Source organism: Pseudomonas sp. YQ_6, from assembly GCF_043103245.1.
In the GTDB taxonomy this organism is placed as follows: Bacteria; Pseudomonadota; Gammaproteobacteria; order Pseudomonadales; family Pseudomonadaceae; genus Aquipseudomonas; species Aquipseudomonas alloputida.
This window is the reverse complement of record NZ_JBICJR010000047.1, coordinates 12,576-28,015: the sequence shown is the minus strand read 5'-3', so window position 1 is coordinate 28,015 and position 15,440 is coordinate 12,576. Positions and strand designations below refer to the sequence as shown.

Annotated in this window: 13 protein-coding genes and 1 tRNA gene; 8 read left to right on the top strand and 6 right to left on the bottom strand. The window is 62.8% G+C overall.

The annotated features are described in order from the left end of the window. Window positions 1–70 precede the first annotated feature (70 nt). Complete coding sequence (locus ACF8FG_RS15035) at window positions 71–2,089, bottom strand: alpha-1,4-glucan--maltose-1-phosphate maltosyltransferase (RefSeq protein WP_135198416.1); 2,019 nt, start codon at window positions 2,087–2,089, stop codon at window positions 71–73. A 139-nt stretch (window positions 2,090–2,228) separates the two neighbouring features. On the opposite strand from ACF8FG_RS15035, the gene ACF8FG_RS15030 reads away from it, so the two are divergent. After that, window positions 2,229–2,390, top strand: coding sequence for a hypothetical protein (locus ACF8FG_RS15030; protein WP_003251307.1), 162 nt, complete (start codon window positions 2,229–2,231; stop codon window positions 2,388–2,390). 218 nt (window positions 2,391–2,608) lie between these two features. On the opposite strand, the gene ACF8FG_RS15025 is transcribed toward ACF8FG_RS15030, so the two are convergent. Next, the gene (locus ACF8FG_RS15025; RefSeq protein ID WP_014590339.1) at window positions 2,609–4,291 is read right to left on the bottom strand and encodes an AMP-binding protein; all 1,683 of its coding nucleotides are present in this window, start codon (window positions 4,289–4,291) and stop codon (window positions 2,609–2,611) included. A gap of 320 nt (window positions 4,292–4,611) precedes the next feature. Here ACF8FG_RS15025 and ACF8FG_RS15020 point away from each other — a divergent pair, with 320 nt between their 5' ends. Genes ACF8FG_RS15020 through ACF8FG_RS15005 form a run of 4 tightly spaced genes read left to right on the top strand, consistent with a single transcriptional unit; the run spans window position 4,612 to window position 10,170 of the window. Then, complete coding sequence (locus ACF8FG_RS15020) at window positions 4,612–5,775, top strand: isovaleryl-CoA dehydrogenase (protein ID WP_003251317.1); 1,164 nt, start codon at window positions 4,612–4,614, stop codon at window positions 5,773–5,775. 19 nt (window positions 5,776–5,794) lie between these two features. Beyond that, window positions 5,795–7,402, top strand: a complete 1,608-nt coding sequence (locus tag ACF8FG_RS15015; RefSeq protein ID WP_014590338.1) for a carboxyl transferase domain-containing protein — start codon at window positions 5,795–5,797, stop codon at window positions 7,400–7,402. Window positions 7,403–7,405: 3 nt separating this feature from the next. Continuing rightward, window positions 7,406–8,221 carry a gamma-carboxygeranoyl-CoA hydratase gene (locus ACF8FG_RS15010; protein ID WP_003251320.1) on the top strand — a complete coding sequence of 272 codons (816 nt, stop codon included), beginning with the start codon at window positions 7,406–7,408 and terminating at the stop codon, window positions 8,219–8,221. Then, window positions 8,218–10,170 carry an acetyl/propionyl/methylcrotonyl-CoA carboxylase subunit alpha gene (locus ACF8FG_RS15005; RefSeq protein WP_135198415.1) on the top strand — a complete coding sequence of 651 codons (1,953 nt, stop codon included), beginning with the start codon at window positions 8,218–8,220 and terminating at the stop codon, window positions 10,168–10,170. Before ACF8FG_RS15010 ends, ACF8FG_RS15005 begins: the two co-directional genes overlap by 4 nt. Before the next feature lie 298 nt (window positions 10,171–10,468). Here the strand turns inward: ACF8FG_RS15005 and ACF8FG_RS15000 are convergent, their stop codons facing one another. Further along, window positions 10,469–11,173 carry a LexA family transcriptional regulator gene (locus tag ACF8FG_RS15000; RefSeq protein WP_014590336.1) on the bottom strand — a complete coding sequence of 235 codons (705 nt, stop codon included), beginning with the start codon at window positions 11,171–11,173 and terminating at the stop codon, window positions 10,469–10,471. 87 nt (window positions 11,174–11,260) lie between these two features. Here ACF8FG_RS15000 and ACF8FG_RS14995 point away from each other — a divergent pair, with 87 nt between their 5' ends. From ACF8FG_RS14995 to ACF8FG_RS14985, 3 genes are all read left to right on the top strand, one after another. Next, window positions 11,261–11,560: a DUF6124 family protein gene (locus tag ACF8FG_RS14995; RefSeq protein ID WP_014590335.1), complete on the top strand. Its 300-nt coding sequence runs from the start codon at window positions 11,261–11,263 to the stop codon at window positions 11,558–11,560. A gap of 447 nt (window positions 11,561–12,007) precedes the next feature. Then, window positions 12,008–12,523 (top strand): DUF4880 domain-containing protein, encoded by a 516-nt coding sequence (locus tag ACF8FG_RS14990; RefSeq protein ID WP_014590334.1) that lies wholly within the window; start codon window positions 12,008–12,010, stop codon window positions 12,521–12,523. 52 nt (window positions 12,524–12,575) lie between these two features. Beyond that, window positions 12,576–12,872: an RHS repeat domain-containing protein gene (locus ACF8FG_RS14985; protein WP_080557777.1), complete on the top strand. Its 297-nt coding sequence runs from the start codon at window positions 12,576–12,578 to the stop codon at window positions 12,870–12,872. Between the two features lie 10 nt (window positions 12,873–12,882). Here the strand turns inward: ACF8FG_RS14985 and ACF8FG_RS14980 are convergent. The 3 genes from ACF8FG_RS14980 to uvrC all read right to left on the bottom strand — a co-directional run bounded on the left by ACF8FG_RS14980 (window position 12,883) and on the right by uvrC (window position 15,439). Further along, window positions 12,883–12,958, bottom strand: a tRNA-Gly gene (locus ACF8FG_RS14980). A 63-nt stretch (window positions 12,959–13,021) separates the two neighbouring features. Next, window positions 13,022–13,582, bottom strand: coding sequence for a CDP-diacylglycerol--glycerol-3-phosphate 3-phosphatidyltransferase (gene pgsA / locus ACF8FG_RS14975; protein ID WP_003251374.1), 561 nt, complete (start codon window positions 13,580–13,582; stop codon window positions 13,022–13,024). 33 nt (window positions 13,583–13,615) lie between these two features. Further along, a complete protein-coding gene (gene uvrC, locus ACF8FG_RS14970) occupies window positions 13,616–15,439 on the bottom strand; it encodes an excinuclease ABC subunit UvrC (protein WP_014590333.1) in 1,824 nt (607 codons plus the stop codon). Window position 15,440 lies beyond the last annotated feature (1 nt).

Genomic DNA, 15,440 nt, shown 5'->3' with positions numbered 1-15,440 from the left:
GTGCATGGCACCGGCTTCGCCGGTGTTCGCGGGTAAACCCGCTCCTACGGGGGGCACAGTCTGAGCCTTGTTAACGGGCTTTCTCGATGCGCCAGATGCCGAACGGCAGGTGCCAGGGCTCTATGCGCATCCATTGGGTCTTGCCGTACCAGGACCAGCGGTGGCCGTTCATCAGGTCTTCACCCTGGGTTTCGGCGTTGTCGTCCAGCCCCAACTCCCACAGTGGCAATTCGAAGTGCGCCTCCTGGGCGTTGTGCGGGTCGAGGCTGACGGCCACCAGGATGTAGTTGTCACGCTCGGGCGTACGCTTGGCGAAGTACAGAATGTTGTCGTTCCAGCAATTGAAGAAGGCCACGCCCAGGTGGGTTTGCAAGGCGCGGTTCTGCCGGCGAATACGGTTGAGCTGGGCGATCTCGGCGATGATGTTGCCGGGCTGGGTGAAATCGCGTGGACGGATTTCGTACTTCTCCGAATCCAGGTACTCCTCCTTGCCCGGCAACGGCGTGCCCTCGCACAGCTCGAAGCCCGAATACATGCCCCACAAGCCTGAGCCCATGGTCGCCAGCGCGGCACGGATAAGGAAACCTGCGCGGCCTGAGGTGTGCAGGAAAAACGGGTTGATGTCCGGTGTATTGACGAAGAAGTTGGGCCGGTAGCACTGGCTCCACGGCGGCTGGTTGAGCTGCTCGAAATATTCGCGCAGCTCCTGCTTGTGGTTACGCCAGGTGAAATAGGTATAGCTCTGTGCGTAGCCGACCTTGCCCAGGCGCGCCATCATCGCCGGTTTGGTAAAGGCTTCGGCGAGGAAGATGACGTCGGGGTGCTGGCTGCGCACATTGGCGATCAGCCATTGCCAGAACGGCAACGGCTTGGTGTGCGGGTTGTCGACGCGGAAGGTCTTGACGCCCTCCTCGACCCAGCCGACCACCACATCGCGCAGGGCGAGCCACAACGAAGGCACGGCCTCTGGCGCATAGAAATCGACGTTGACGATGTCCTGGTACTTTTTCGGCGGGTTTTCGGCGTAGCGGATGGTGCCGTCCGGGCGCCAGCTGAACCAGCCCGGGTGCTCCTTGAGCCAGGGGTGGTCCTGGGAGCACTGGATGGCGAAATCGAGGGCAATTTCCAGGCCGTGTTCCGCCGCCGCAGCCACCAGTCGACGGAAGTCATCGCGGCTGCCCAGTTGCGGGTGAATGGCATCGTGGCCACCCTCCGGGCTGCCGATGGCATAGGGGCTGCCCGGGTCGCCCGGCTCGGCCTTGAGGGCGTTGTTGCGGCCCTTGCGATGCTGCATGCCGATGGGGTGGATGGGCGGGAAGTACAGTACGTCGAAGCCCATGTCGCGGATCATCGGCAGCCGTTCGTGCACGTCGTTGAAGGTGCCGTGACGCTGCGGGTCGTCGGTCATCGAGCGCGGGAACAGCTCGTACCAGCTGGCGAACAGGGCGGCCGGGCGGTCGACATCAAGGGGGAAATCAGGGCTGCGGGTCAGGTAGCTGCGGTGTTCGGCTTCGCCCATCAGGCGGGCGGTGGTCGGGTCGAGAAACACGGCCACCTGATCATCGGTACTGAGGGTGGCCAGGCGGTTCTGCACGGCCTCGAGCTCCTCGCGCAGGGCGCCGCTGCACAGCTCGATGCCTTTGCCCAGCATCAAACGGCCTTCTTCCAGCTCCAGTTTGACCTCGACGCCGGCGTGGTACTTCTTCTCCAGATCGTGGCAATAGGTGGCAAACGGGTCGATCCAGGCCTCGATACTGAACCGGTGCGGGCCCAGCTCGGTGGGGGTGAATTCGGCCTGCCACAGGTCGTTGCCCGCCGACTGCATCGGCACACAATGCCAGCGCCTGCTGTGGGCCTGGCGCCAGTTGAGCATCACCGCCAGGCGGTCGTGGCCGTCGCTGTACGCCTTGGTGCTGACTGTCACGGGCTGGCCGCTGACGGCCTTGGCGGCGAAGCTGCCGGCGTCGAGCACGGGTTGGGTGTCTTCGATCACGATGCGTGGCGCCAACAGCGCCTGGGCAAGGCTAATGGCCTGGTCCGGGTGATCGTTCGCCATGGGCACGCTTTCAAAGGGCTCGTTTCGTGACATCGACCTTGCTCCCTCAGGCTGGTGGCGGTAAGGGTTCAGAGCCGGGCACAGGCGCGGGGTTCAAAATAATTGAGCGAACGGCAGCTGCCAGCGGTCAGAGCCTACAGCACCTCTTCACTCACCCACGCGAGGTCAGGCCATGAACATTCCCATTCCACCGGAGACACCCGATCCCAATATCGACGACCCCAGCTTGCCACCACCCGTACCGGAAGAAGACCCGGACGAGCTGCCGATCAAGCCGACCGTACCGCCGACAGTGGGCGACCCGCCGAGCCAGGAGCCACCGGTGAAGGCTTAAGGGTAGACCACGCCATCGGCGTGAACAGCTAATGTCCGCTGCTCCATTGAAAGGTTGAGGATGACCGGGTGCTTGGCAAGGTGAAGATCTTGCATTGATCGGGCCGGCCTCTTCGCGGGTAAACCCGCTCCTACACAGGGACCGTGCCGGCCTTGAATGCGGCGCTGTCCCTGTGTAGGAGCGGGTTTACCCGCGAAGAGGCCGGCCGCGCCAGCACATCAACCCGCAGATGCAGCTGCAATCTCCGCCACACTGATCTCACGCATCCGGAACTTTTGCACCTTCCCCGTCACTGTCATCGGGTACTCGTCGACGAAGCGGATATACCGCGGCACCTTGAAGTGGGCAATGCGTGCCTTGCACCAGCCCTGCAGCTCCTCGACCGTGGCGCTGTGCCCCGGGTGCAGCTTGATCCAGGCGACGATCTCTTCGCCATAGCGGCTACACGGAATGCCGATCACCTGTGCATCGGCCACCGCCGGGTGGGTGTAGAAAAACTCTTCCAGCTCACGCGGATAAATGTTCTCGCCGCCGCGAATGATCATGTCCTTGTTGCGCCCGACGATGCGCACATAGCCCTGCTCGTCCATCACCGCCAGGTCACCCGAATGCATCCAGCCAGCCGGGTCGATGGCATCCGCCGTGGCCTGGGGGTTGTCCCAGTAGCCCAGCATCACGCTGTAGCCGCGGGTGCACAGCTCGCCAATCTCACCGCGCGGGACGATGCAGCCATCGGCGTCCACCAGTTTGTTTTCCAGCTGCGGCTGGGTGCGGCCGACGGTGGTCACGCGCAGCTCCAGGTCGTCGTCCGGGCCGGTCTGCAGTGACACCGGGCTGGTTTCGGTCATGCCGTAGGCGATCTGCACTTCTGCCATGTGCATCTGGTCGATGACCCGGCGCATCACTTCGATCGGGCAGGTAGCGCCGGCCATGATGCCGCTGCGCAGGGTCGACAGGTCCATCTGCGCACGCGAGGGGTGATCAAGCATCGCGATGAACATGGTCGGCACGCCGTACAGGATGCTGGCACGCTCCTCGGCCACGGCGCGCAGGGTGAGCTCGGCGTCGAAGGCGTCGTTGGGGTAGATCATGGTGCTGCCGTGGGTGATGCAACCGAGGTTGGCCATGACCATGCCGAAACAGTGGTACAGCGGCACCGGGATCACCATACGGTCGCGGGCCGTCAGGCCAAGGCTTTCACCCACCATGAAACCGTTGTTGAGGATGTTGTAGTGACTGAGCGTGGCACCTTTGGGCGCACCGGTGGTGCCGGAGGTGTACTGGATGTTTACCGGCTGGTCGAATTGCAGGCTTTGCTGACGGGCTGTGCAGGCTTCGGCAGACGTCTGCCCTGCCCGCTCGGCCAGTGCGTGCCAGGGCAGGAAACCGGCAGGCGGGTTGGCGGCCAGGCTGATGACGCCACGCAACTGGGGCAGGCATTCACTGGCCAGCTCACCAGGCCGGGCGCTGGCCAGCTCAGGCACCAGCTCCTGCAGCATGGCGTGGTAATCAGATGTCTTGAAGGCTTCAGCGCAGACCAGCCAGCGGCAGCCGGACTGGCGCAACACGTATTCCAGCTCACCCACACGGTAGGCCGGGTTTATGTTGACCAGGATGGCGCCGACCTTGGCACTGGCCAGCTGCAAGATGCACCACTGGGCGCAGTTGGGCGACCAGATGCCAACACGGTCGCCGGTGTTCACGCCCAGTGCGATCAGGGCGCGGGCGTGTATTTCGACCTGCTCGGCCAGCTGCCGCCAGCTGTAACGCAGGCCCTGGTGGCGGGACACCAGGGCCTCGCTGTCGCAACAGCGGGCCACGGTGGCATCGAAGGCCTGGCCGATGGTCTGTGTCAGCAAGGGTCGGTCCTGGCGACCGCGGGTATAGCTCGGTTGACTCATGGGTGTCCCTTCTTGTGGTTGTTTTGGGCACGGCTGAAGCAAGCGGGAATACTCTGGCGCAGATTTACGTTTACGTAAAGGTGACGAGTGGATTGACAGTGCCTCCCTGCAGGTTTACGTTAACGTAAAGGTGATGAACGATACCCACTTGAGGCGCCACGCCGCCCTCTGTGGGAGCGGGCTTGCCCGCGAATGCGACCGATCAGGTAATGACGGTGACCCTGCTGACGTATTCGCGGGCATGCCCGCTCCCACAGGGGGCGGGGCTGGATCCCAAGCTATGGTGTAACCCAATTTCAAGAACAAGAAGGTGCCTCAGCATGCATTACCCCTCCCTGAACTTCGCCCTGGGCGAAACCATCGACATGCTCCGTGACCAGGTTCGCACCTTCGTCGCCGCCGAACTGGCCCCGCGCGCCGCGCAGATCGACCACGACAACCTGTTCCCCGCCGACATGTGGCGCAAGTTCGGTGACATGGGCCTGCTGGGCATCACCGTACCGGAAGAGTACGGCGGCGCTGGCCTGGGCTACCTGGCCCATGTAGTGTCGATGGAAGAGATCAGCCGTGGCTCAGCCTCGGTGGCACTGTCCTACGGCGCCCATTCCAACCTGTGCGTCAACCAGATCAACCGCAACGGCACCCATGAGCAGAAGCTCAAGTACCTGCCCAAGCTGATCAGCGGCGAGCACATCGGCGCCTTGGCCATGAGCGAGCCCAATGCCGGCTCCGACGTGGTGTCGATGAAGCTGCGCGCAGAAAAACGCGGCGATCACTACGTGCTCAATGGCAGCAAGACCTGGATCACCAACGGCCCCGACGCCAACACCTACGTGATTTACGCCAAGACCGACCTGGACAAGGGTGCGCACGGCATCACCGCGTTCATCGTCGAGCGTGACTGGAAAGGCTTCAGCCGCAGCAACAAGTTCGACAAGCTGGGCATGCGCGGGTCCAACACCTGCGAGCTGTTCTTCGATGGCGTGGAAGTGCCGGCAGAGAACATCCTGGGCCAACTCAACGGCGGCGTGCGCGTCCTCATGAGCGGCCTGGACTACGAACGTGTGGTGCTGTCCGGCGGCCCGACCGGCATCATGCAAAGCTGCATGGATCTGGTGGTTCCGTATATCCACGACCGCAAGCAATTCGGCCAGAGCATCGGCGAGTTCCAGCTGATCCAGGGCAAGATTGCCGACATGTACACCCAGCTGAACGCCAGCCGCGCCTACCTGTATGCCGTGGCCCAGGCCTGCGACCGTGGCGAGACCACCCGCAAGGACGCTGCCGGCGTGATCCTGTACACCGCCGAGCGCGCCACGCAAATGGCCCTGGAGGCGATCCAGATTCTTGGCGGCAACGGCTATATCAACGAATTCCCGGCTGGGCGCCTGTTGCGCGACGCCAAACTGTACGAAATCGGTGCCGGCACCAGCGAAATCCGCCGGATGCTGATCGGCCGCGAGCTGTTCAACGAAACCCGCTGAACATAAGGGACGGGCGCACATGGCTACCTTGCACACCCAGATCAACCCGCGTTCGGCAGAATTTGCCGTCAACAGCGCGGCCATGCTCGAACAGGTCCAGGCCCTGCGCGGCCTGCTCGCCCAGGTTGCCCAGGGCGGCGGGCCCAAGGCCCAGGAACGGCATACCTCGCGTGGCAAACTGCTGCCGCGCGAGCGTATCGACCGCCTGCTGGACCCGGGCTCGCCGTTCCTCGAAATCGGCCAGTTGGCCGCCCATGAGGTGTACGGCGAAGACGTGCCAGCGGCGGGCGTGATCGCCGGCATCGGCCGCGTGGAAGGCGTGGAATGCATGATCGTGGCCAACGACGCCACGGTAAAAGGCGGTTCGTACTACCCGCTGACGGTCAAGAAGCACCTGCGTGCGCAAACCATCGCCCTGCAGAACCGCCTGCCGTGCATCTATCTGGTGGACTCCGGCGGCGCCAACTTGCCACGCCAGGATGAAGTGTTCCCCGACCGCGAGCATTTCGGGCGCATCTTCTTCAACCAGGCCAACATGAGCGCGCAAGGCATCCCGCAGATCGCCGTGGTGATGGGCTCGTGCACCGCTGGCGGCGCGTACGTGCCGGCCATGGCCGACGAAGCGATCATGGTGCGCCAGCAGGCGACCATCTTCCTCGCCGGCCCGCCGCTGGTGAAAGCCGCCACCGGCGAAGTGGTGAGCGCCGAAGACCTCGGCGGCGCCGATGTGCATTGCCGTACCAGCGGCGTCGCCGACCATTATGCCGACAACGACGAACACGCCCTGGCCATCGCGCGACGCAGTGTGGCCAACCTCAACTGGCACAAGCTCGGCAAGCTGCAGCGGTTTGCACCAGTGGCACCGCTTTATGCGGCCGACGAGCTGTACGGCGTGGTTCCGGCCGATGCCAAGCAACCGTTCGACGTGCGCGAGGTGATCGCACGCCTGGTCGATGGCTCGGTGTTCGATGAATTCAAGGCGCTGTTCGGCACCACCCTGGTGTGCGGCTTCGCCCACCTGCATGGCTACCCGGTGGCCATCCTGGCCAACAACGGCATCCTGTTCGCCGAAGCCGCGCAAAAAGGCGCGCACTTCATCGAACTGGCCTGCCAGCGTGGCATCCCTTTGCTGTTCCTGCAGAACATCACCGGTTTCATGGTCGGTAAGAAATACGAAGAAGGCGGCATCGCCAAGCACGGCGCCAAACTGGTCACCGCCGTGGCCTGCGCCCAGGTGCCGAAGTTCACGGTGATCATCGGCGGCAGCTTTGGCGCCGGCAACTACGGCATGTGCGGCCGCGCCTACGACCCACGCTTCCTGTGGATGTGGCCCAACGCGCGGATTGGCGTGATGGGCGCCGAACAGGCCGCCGGGGTGCTGGCCCAGGTCAAGCGCGAGCAGAGCGAACGCAGCGGCCAGCCATTCAGTGCCGAAGACGAAGCCAGGCTCAAGCAGCCGATCCTCGACCAGTACGAGCGTCAGGGCCACCCCTATTATTCCAGCGCCCGCCTGTGGGACGACGGCGTCATCGACCCGGCACAGACCCGCGACGTCCTCGGCCTGGCGTTGTCTGCCGCGCTGAACGCGCCGATCGAACAGAGCCGCTTCGGCATTTTCCGGATGTGACCCATGAGCGATTTCAGCACCCTCGAAGTGATCCGCGACCCACGCGGCTTCGCCACCCTGTGGTTAAGCCGTGAGGACAAGAACAACGCCTTCAATGCGCAGATGATCCGCGAGCTGATCGTGGCCATCGACCAGTTGGCCGAAGACGCCAGCCTGCGCTTTGTGCTGCTGCGCGGCCGTGGCCGGCACTTCAGCGCCGGTGCCGACCTGGCCTGGATGCAGCAGTCGGCACAACTGGACTTCAACACCAACCTGGATGACGCCCACGAACTGGGTGAGCTGATGTACGCCCTGCACCGCCTCAAGGCCCCGACCCTGGCCGTGGTGCAAGGCGCAGCCTTCGGCGGCGCGCTGGGCCTGATCAGTTGCTGCGACATGGCCATCGGCGCCGAAGACGCCCAGCTGTGCCTGTCGGAAGTACGCATCGGCCTGGCCCCGGCGGTGATCAGCCCGTTCGTGGTCAAGGCCATTGGCGAACGCGCCGCGCGCCGCTACGCCCTCACCGCCGAGCGTTTCACTGGCGTGCGCGCCCGCGAGCTGGGCCTGCTGGCCGAGGTGTACCCGGCCAGCGAACTGGACGACCACGTCGAAGCCTGGGTAAGCAACCTGCTGCAGAACAGCCCACAAGCGTTGCGCGCCACCAAGGACTTGCTGCGCGAAGTGGACGACGGCGAACTCAGCCCGGCCCTGCGCCGTTACTGCGAAAACACCATCGCCCGTATCCGCGTCAGCGCCGAAGGCCAGGAGGGCCTGCGCGCTTTCCTGGAAAAACGCCGCCCCGCCTGGCAAACCGTTGACAAGAAGGAGCCGCGCCCATGAGCCGCCCCGCTTTGACCACCCTGCTGGTCGCCAACCGCGGCGAAATCGCCTGCCGGGTGATGCGCACCGCCAAGGCCATGGGCCTGACCACTGTTGCCGTGCACAGCGCCACCGACCGTGACGCCCGGCATAGCCGCGAAGCTGATATCCGCGTGGATCTCGGTGGCACCAAGGCCGCCGAAAGCTACCTGCTGAGCGACAAGCTGCTGGCAGCAGCCAAGGCCAGCGGTGCCCAGGCCATTCACCCAGGTTATGGTTTCTTGTCCGAGAACGCAGGTTTCGCCCGCGCCATCGAGCAGGCCGGGCTGATATTCCTCGGCCCACCGGCCAGCGCCATCGACGCCATGGGCAGCAAATCGGCAGCCAAGGCGCTCATGGAGGCAGCCGGCGTGCCGTTGGTTCCGGGCTACCATGGCGAGGCCCAGGACCTGGACACGTTCCGCGCCGCGGCCGAACGCATCGGCTACCCGGTGCTGCTCAAGGCCAGCGCTGGCGGCGGTGGCAAGGGCATGAAAGTGGTCGAGGAAGAAAGCCAGTTGGCCGACGCCCTGGCCTCGGCCCAGCGTGAGGCACAGTCGTCGTTCGGCGATGCGCGCATGCTGGTGGAAAAGTACGTGCTCAAGCCGCGCCATGTCGAAATCCAGGTGTTTGCCGACCAGCACGGCAACTGCCTGTACCTTAACGAACGCGACTGTTCCATTCAGCGCCGCCATCAGAAGGTGGTGGAAGAGGCCCCTGCCCCCGGCCTGTCGCCCGAACTGCGCCGGGCCATGGGCGAAGCGGCGGTGCGTGCCGCCCAGGCTATCGGTTACGTGGGTGCCGGCACCGTGGAGTTTCTGCTTGATGCACGTGGCGAGTTCTTCTTCATGGAGATGAACACCCGCCTGCAGGTGGAACACCCGGTCACTGAGGCCATAACCGGCCTGGACCTTGTTGCCTGGCAAATTCGCGTGGCCTGTGGCGAAGCCCTGCCGATCACACAGGAACAGGTGCCGCTGATCGGCCATGCCATCGAAGTACGCTTGTATGCCGAAGACCCGGCCAATGATTTTTTACCCGCGACCGGCAAATTGGCGCTGTACCGTGAATCGGCGCCTGGCGAAGGCCGGCGGGTGGACAGCGGGGTCAGCGAAGGCGATGTGGTGTCGCCGTTCTACGACCCGATGCTGGGCAAGCTGATTGCCTGGGGCGAAGACCGCGAGCAGGCGCGCTTGCGCTTGCTGGCCATGCTCGATGAGTTCGCCATTGGCGGGCTGAAGACCAACATTGCCTTCCTGCGGCGCATTCTCGCCCACCCGGCATTTGCTGCGGCGGAGCTGGATACCGGCTTCATTCCGCGTCATCAGCAGGTTCTGCTGCCTGCGCCGCAAGCACTACCGGCAGCCTTCTGGGAAGCGGCGGCAGAGGCGTGGCTGCAGGGCCAGGGGGTCCATCAGCGCGAAGACGACCACCATTCACCTTGGGGCGGGCGTAACGGCCTGCGCTTGGGCCTGCCGGCACGCAGCAGCTTGCATCTGGTGAGCGCTGGCCAAGACCAGGCAGTGGCCCTGGAACGCAGCGCTGCTTCCACCTGGCAGCTGCAAGGTGAGCAGTTGGTGCTTGATCAGAACGGCGTGCGTCGCCAGCATCTGGCAATCCGTCGGGGTGGCACGCTGTACCTGCACTGGGATGGCGAAATGCATGCCATCGAAGCCTTCGACCCGATTGCCGAGGCCGAAGCCAGCCACAGCCACCAGGGCGGGCTGGGTGCGCCCATGAACGGCAGTATCGTGCGGGTGCTGGTCGAACCTGGGCAGGTGGTGGAAGCCGGTACTGCGCTGGTGGTATTGGAGGCCATGAAGATGGAGCACAGCATTCGTGCGCCGCATGCCGGCACGGTGAAGGCGCTGTTCTGCCTGGAGGGGGATATGGTCAGCGAAGGGACTGTGCTGGTCGAACTGGTGGAATAACGGTGCCGGAGGGCCGCTTTGCGGCCCTAACGCAACACAAGGCCGCCCCTGCAACAGCCCGTAGGAGCGGGTTTACCCGCGAAAGGGCCGGGCCTGCTGGCCAATTTCCACTCGCCGTTCACCGTTTCCGCCGCTACCGTATTCGCGGGTAAACCCGCTCCTACACCTATCGGGGGTGGACACACATTGGTGATTGGGCGCAGGCCGTCGTGTAGGAGCGGGTTTACCCGCGAAGAGGCCGTGCCTGCTGGCCAATCTCCACCCGCCGTTCACCGTAGCCGCCACCACTCAAACCCTTTCAAAAGGCCCCATGCACCCGCACGACCACCCCAAGAAATTCGCAACCCTCTTCGCACAACAGCGCCGGGTAGTTACTGTTCAATGCCTTCAGATAACGCTGCCCACCTTCCTCGGCCAGCTCGCGGAAAATCGCCGGCTTGCCCGGCTGACGAGCGATAACCAAACGCCCCGCCTCAGCCTCTACACCGGGGTCCACCAGCATCCGCATGCCCTGCGGCACACTGCGGCCACTGACAGCGCTCATGGCATCGTTTTCCACGGTTAGCCAGAACGCCTTGCCCTGTGCCAGGTAGTCAGTCTGCTCGAAAACAGCAGGCTCTACAGCCGTTGCAGCATCTAACTCACTCCAACCCAGCACCGGGTAACGGAAGCAAACGATGTATCGCATGAGGTCGAGTTCATCATCGTCCGCTATCTCGTAAACACTACGCTCCTCGCCAACCTGCCCCTGGATGCGCAGCTGCAGGCTGACGTTGTAATGAGGCATGCCAATCTCGACGAACGTGCGGTTCATCGATTCGATTTTCGGCTGACGCCGCTTGTTCACCCAATGACCGACACTGCCTTGAGACACACCAACGCGCTCGGCAAGCTGCTCTTGAGTGAGCCCTAGCTCCTCCATCCGGTCACGGACGAGGGCAATCCATTTATCCATATTCATCGCTGGCACGATACGGACTGCCTTCAAGCGCTCAATAAACATTCAGTATTATTTATCGGGAAGAATAAAAATACTGTAGGTATTACCATCGACCTGACCCCTTCCCTACTGGCTCCGGCAGGTATCAGGATGAAACTACCGAAAAACGACGAAACAGATCTCGACAGCGAAGCCGCACGCCGCGCGCTCGACTATTACCTCAACCCCAACCCACCGCGGCCCACCCTGGACAACAGGATCTGGACCCTGCACGAAGGCGTAACCGGCGACCAGGCCCAGGAACACGCCATCGCCCTGCTGCGCTGCGCTGCGGCCACCGCCCAGGAAACCGCCACCCACCAGCACGGCAGCCAGCGAGAACTGACGTTCGCTTTGATGCACATGATGGACATGGCCCGCGCACTGCTGGAGCACAAACGCACCGAGTGAGCGGGTTCATAGACAAAAAAAAGGGAGAGGACGTGATGGCCAGGTAACGGCAAAAGCCCCGATTGCCGGGACAAGGAAGCGCGCCGGTACAACTTTTTTACCGGATCAGCAAAAAATCATTTGACTGGCAAATGATAACGATTATTATTGCACTCAGCTGATCGCGAGATCCGCTGGATAACCTGAAAGCTTAGGTCGCTCTCAGATTATCTCCTCATCAGGCTAATCACGGTTTTTGACCCGGCTTTTTTGCCGGGTCTTTTTTTTGGCTCTTCAGGCTAATGAAGATCGTGATGGCGCGCATGATAGCAAAGGTGTTTCAGGGCGTGAACGCTCGTTACAAAACTTTGCGGAATCAGCACTTGAGAATCAATCTCGTTTCGCCTACTCTGGTTCCGCATCAAGGAAGATGCCCCCTCCCCCCCTTTATAGAGCAAGGAGCTGTCCATGACCCGTCTGCTGCTGCCCCTTGAGCACCCCACTCCTGCTACCGAGCATGATGCCGACGATGCCCTGCTGCATGCACTGAAGCGGTTACCACGGCGCGTACAGCAAGTATTCCTGCTCAACCGCCTCGATCAGCTGGACTTCGCCAGCATTGCTGTGCGCCTTGACCTGCCACTGGCGAGTGTCGAGCGCAACATGGACCAGGCGCTGCAAGCTGGCCGCTCGCGCCGGGATGTGCTGGCGAGCGTGGCCGGGCAGTGGTATGTGCGCTTGCAGAGCCCGCAGGTGACGGCGTGCGAGCGTATCGACTTCCGCCGCTGGCTGGATGCGGATCCGGCGAACTTGCAGGCGTTTCACGATACGGAACTGCGGTGGCGCAGCCTGCTGGCGCCGGCACGGCAACTGGGCCATGACGGCTGGTATCGGCAAGGTCGGGCGGCGCTGTCGCTGGGCGGCTGCTCGGTTGCGGTCGGGCTGGGTGTGGCGGCGTTGGTGCTGGTTGGGTTCTGGGCTTGAACAGCGCTTCAGCATGGCTGTACGTCCCCGCCCCTGAGCATGCACCGTGCGCATGACCGACTTCAGTTGCGCGATAGCTTGGGTACAGTCATGCAGTGCCTGGACTCGCTCTTCGTTTTACACCGCCTCCTGCTTACATGACAGACACATCCGCCTGTTCGACCGCTATGAAATTGATGTCGCTGGTCAACTGACGCGCTACGTCGACCCTGAACAGAAAAACTTGCGATTTCACTACGACACCAGCGACCGTTTGGTCGAAACCGGGCAAAATAGCCGAGATATAAAATTTAGGCATAAAAAAAGAGGCCCTGAAGGCCTCTTCTTTTTGATCCCAGCGACGCACTGAGGATCGAATTTGGAGCGGGAAACGAGACTCGAACTCGCGACCCCGACCTTGGCAAGGTCGTGCTCTACCAACTGAGCTATTCCCGCGTCGTGATGGGTGCCATTCTAGCGATTTCTAAAACAGCGTCAACCCCTTGATTCAAAAAACTTTTATTTTTTTTCCGAACCTTCGCGCAGGTGCGGCCAGGCGGCCAGCAGGTAGTGCACCATCGACCACAGCGTCAGCCCCGCTGCCACCAGCAGCAGCCCGTAGCCCAGGATCACCCAGAAGGTCACCGCCGGTGGGTTGCCCAGCAGGATCACTAGCGCCAGCATCTGCGCCGCAGTCTTCCACTTACCGAGGTTGGACACCGCCACATGCGCCCGCGCCCCTAGCTCAGCCATCCACTCACGCAGCGCAGACACCACGATCTCGCGGCCGATGATCACCGCGGCTGGCAGGGTCAGCCAGAAGTTGGCGTGGGTCTGCACCAGCAGCACCAGGGCCACTGCCACCATTAGCTTGTCAGCCACCGGGTCGAGGAAGGCGCCGAACGGCGTGCTCTGCTGCAGGCGTCGTGCCAGGTAGCCATCCAGCCAATCGGTGGCGGCGGCAACGGCGAATACACTGCTGGCGGCCATGTAACTCCACTGATAGGGCATGTAGAACAGCAGAATGAAGCACGGAATGAGCAGGACGCGTAGAACGGTGAGCAGGTTTGGAATATTCATCGGTACGACTGGCTGCAAGTTGAGCCCGGCATTCTACTCGCTATGCAGGCTGGCATAAATCGACTCGGCAAGCTTTTTACTGATGCCGGGGGCTTTGGCGATTTCATCGATACTGGCGCGGTTGAGCTCCTGCAGGCCGCCGAAATGTTTCAGCAGGTCGCGGCGGCGCTTGGGCCCTACCCCGGCCACATCTTCAAGGCTGGAAACTCGACGGGCCTTGCCACGGCGGGCGCGGTGGCCGGTGATAGCGAAGCGGTGAGCTTCGTCGCGGATCTGCTGGATCAGGTGCAACGCCGATGAATCGCCCTTGAGGGTAAATTCGTGATGGACATCGTTCAGGTACAGGGTTTCGAAACCCGCCTTGCGTGTGACACCCTTGGCCACACCCAGCAGGGTCAGGTCGGTGAAGCCCAGCTCCTGCATCACATCGCGCGCCATGTTCAGCTGGCCCTTGCCGCCGTCCACCAGCAGCACGTCGGGCAGCTTGCCCTCGCCGTCCTTGATGCGCCCATAGCGGCGGGTCAGGGCCTGATGCATGGCCGCGTAATCGTCACCTGCGGTGACGCCTTCGATGTTGAAGCGGCGGTAGTCGGACTTGATCGGCCCTTCGGGGCCGAATACCACGCAACTGGCCACGGTAGCTTCACCACTGGAGTGGCTTATGTCGTAGCATTCCAGGCGTTGCGGCACTTCATCCAGGCCCAGCACTTCGGCCAGGGCTTCGAAGCGAGCAGCCATGTGCTGGCGGTTGGCCAGGCGGGCATTCAGCGCCTGCTCGGCATTGGTCACGGCCAGTTGCTGCCAGCGGGCGCGGGTGCCACGCACCCGGTGGCTGATGGTCAGTTCGCGGCCACGCAGCGTGTGCAGCGCTTCGGTGATGGCGTTGAAGTCTTCGTGAACAACATTGACGATCAACTCGCCGGGCAGCTCGCGCTCTGCGTTGCCCAGATAGTACTGGGAAAGGAATGCGGCCATGACCTCGGCCACCTCCTCCTCGATGCCCACCTGCGGGAAGAAGTTCTTGCTGCCCAGTACTCGCCCGCCGCGCACGCTGATCAGGTGCACACAGGCACCACCTGGGTTGACGAAGGCGGCGATGACGTCGACATCGCCGCTGCCGCCCTCGATGTACTGTTGGTCCTGCACGCGGCGCAACAAGGCGATCTGGTCGCGCAACTCGGCGGCTTTTTCGAAATCGAGCGCCATGGCGGCCTTTTCCATCTCGGCGTTCAACTCATTGCCCAGTTGCTGGCTACGCCCTTCCAGAAACATCACCGAATGACGCACGTCTTCTGCGTATTCCTCGGCAGTCACCAGGTCGGTGCAGGGCGCTTTGCAGCGTTTTATCTGGTACTGCAGGCATGGCCGGGTGCGGTTGGCGTAGTAGCTATCTTCGCACTGACGCACAGAAAAAGCCTTTTGCAGCAGGCTAAGGCTTTCGCGAATGGCCCCGGCGCTGGGGTACGGGCCAAAGTAACGGCCCTTGGCTTTTTTCGCCCCACGGTGAATGCCCAGGCGCGGGAACTCGCCATCGGACAGAAACACGTAGGGGTAGGACTTATCGTCGCGCAGCAGGATGTTGTAAGGCGGCCGCCACTCCTTGATCAGGTTCTGCTCCAGCAGCAACGCCTCGGTTTCGTTGGCGGTGATGGTGGTTTCAACCTGGGCGATACGCGCAACCAGCGCGGCGGTCTTGGGCGCAAGGCCAGCCTTGCGGAAATAGCTGGCCAGGCGTTTCTTCAGGTTCTTGGCCTTGCCCACGTAAAGCAGCCGGGCTTCGCCATCGAACATCCGGTAAACGCCCGGGCGACCGCTGCAGGTCGCCAGGAATGCGCTGGCATCAAAGACTTGGGACATG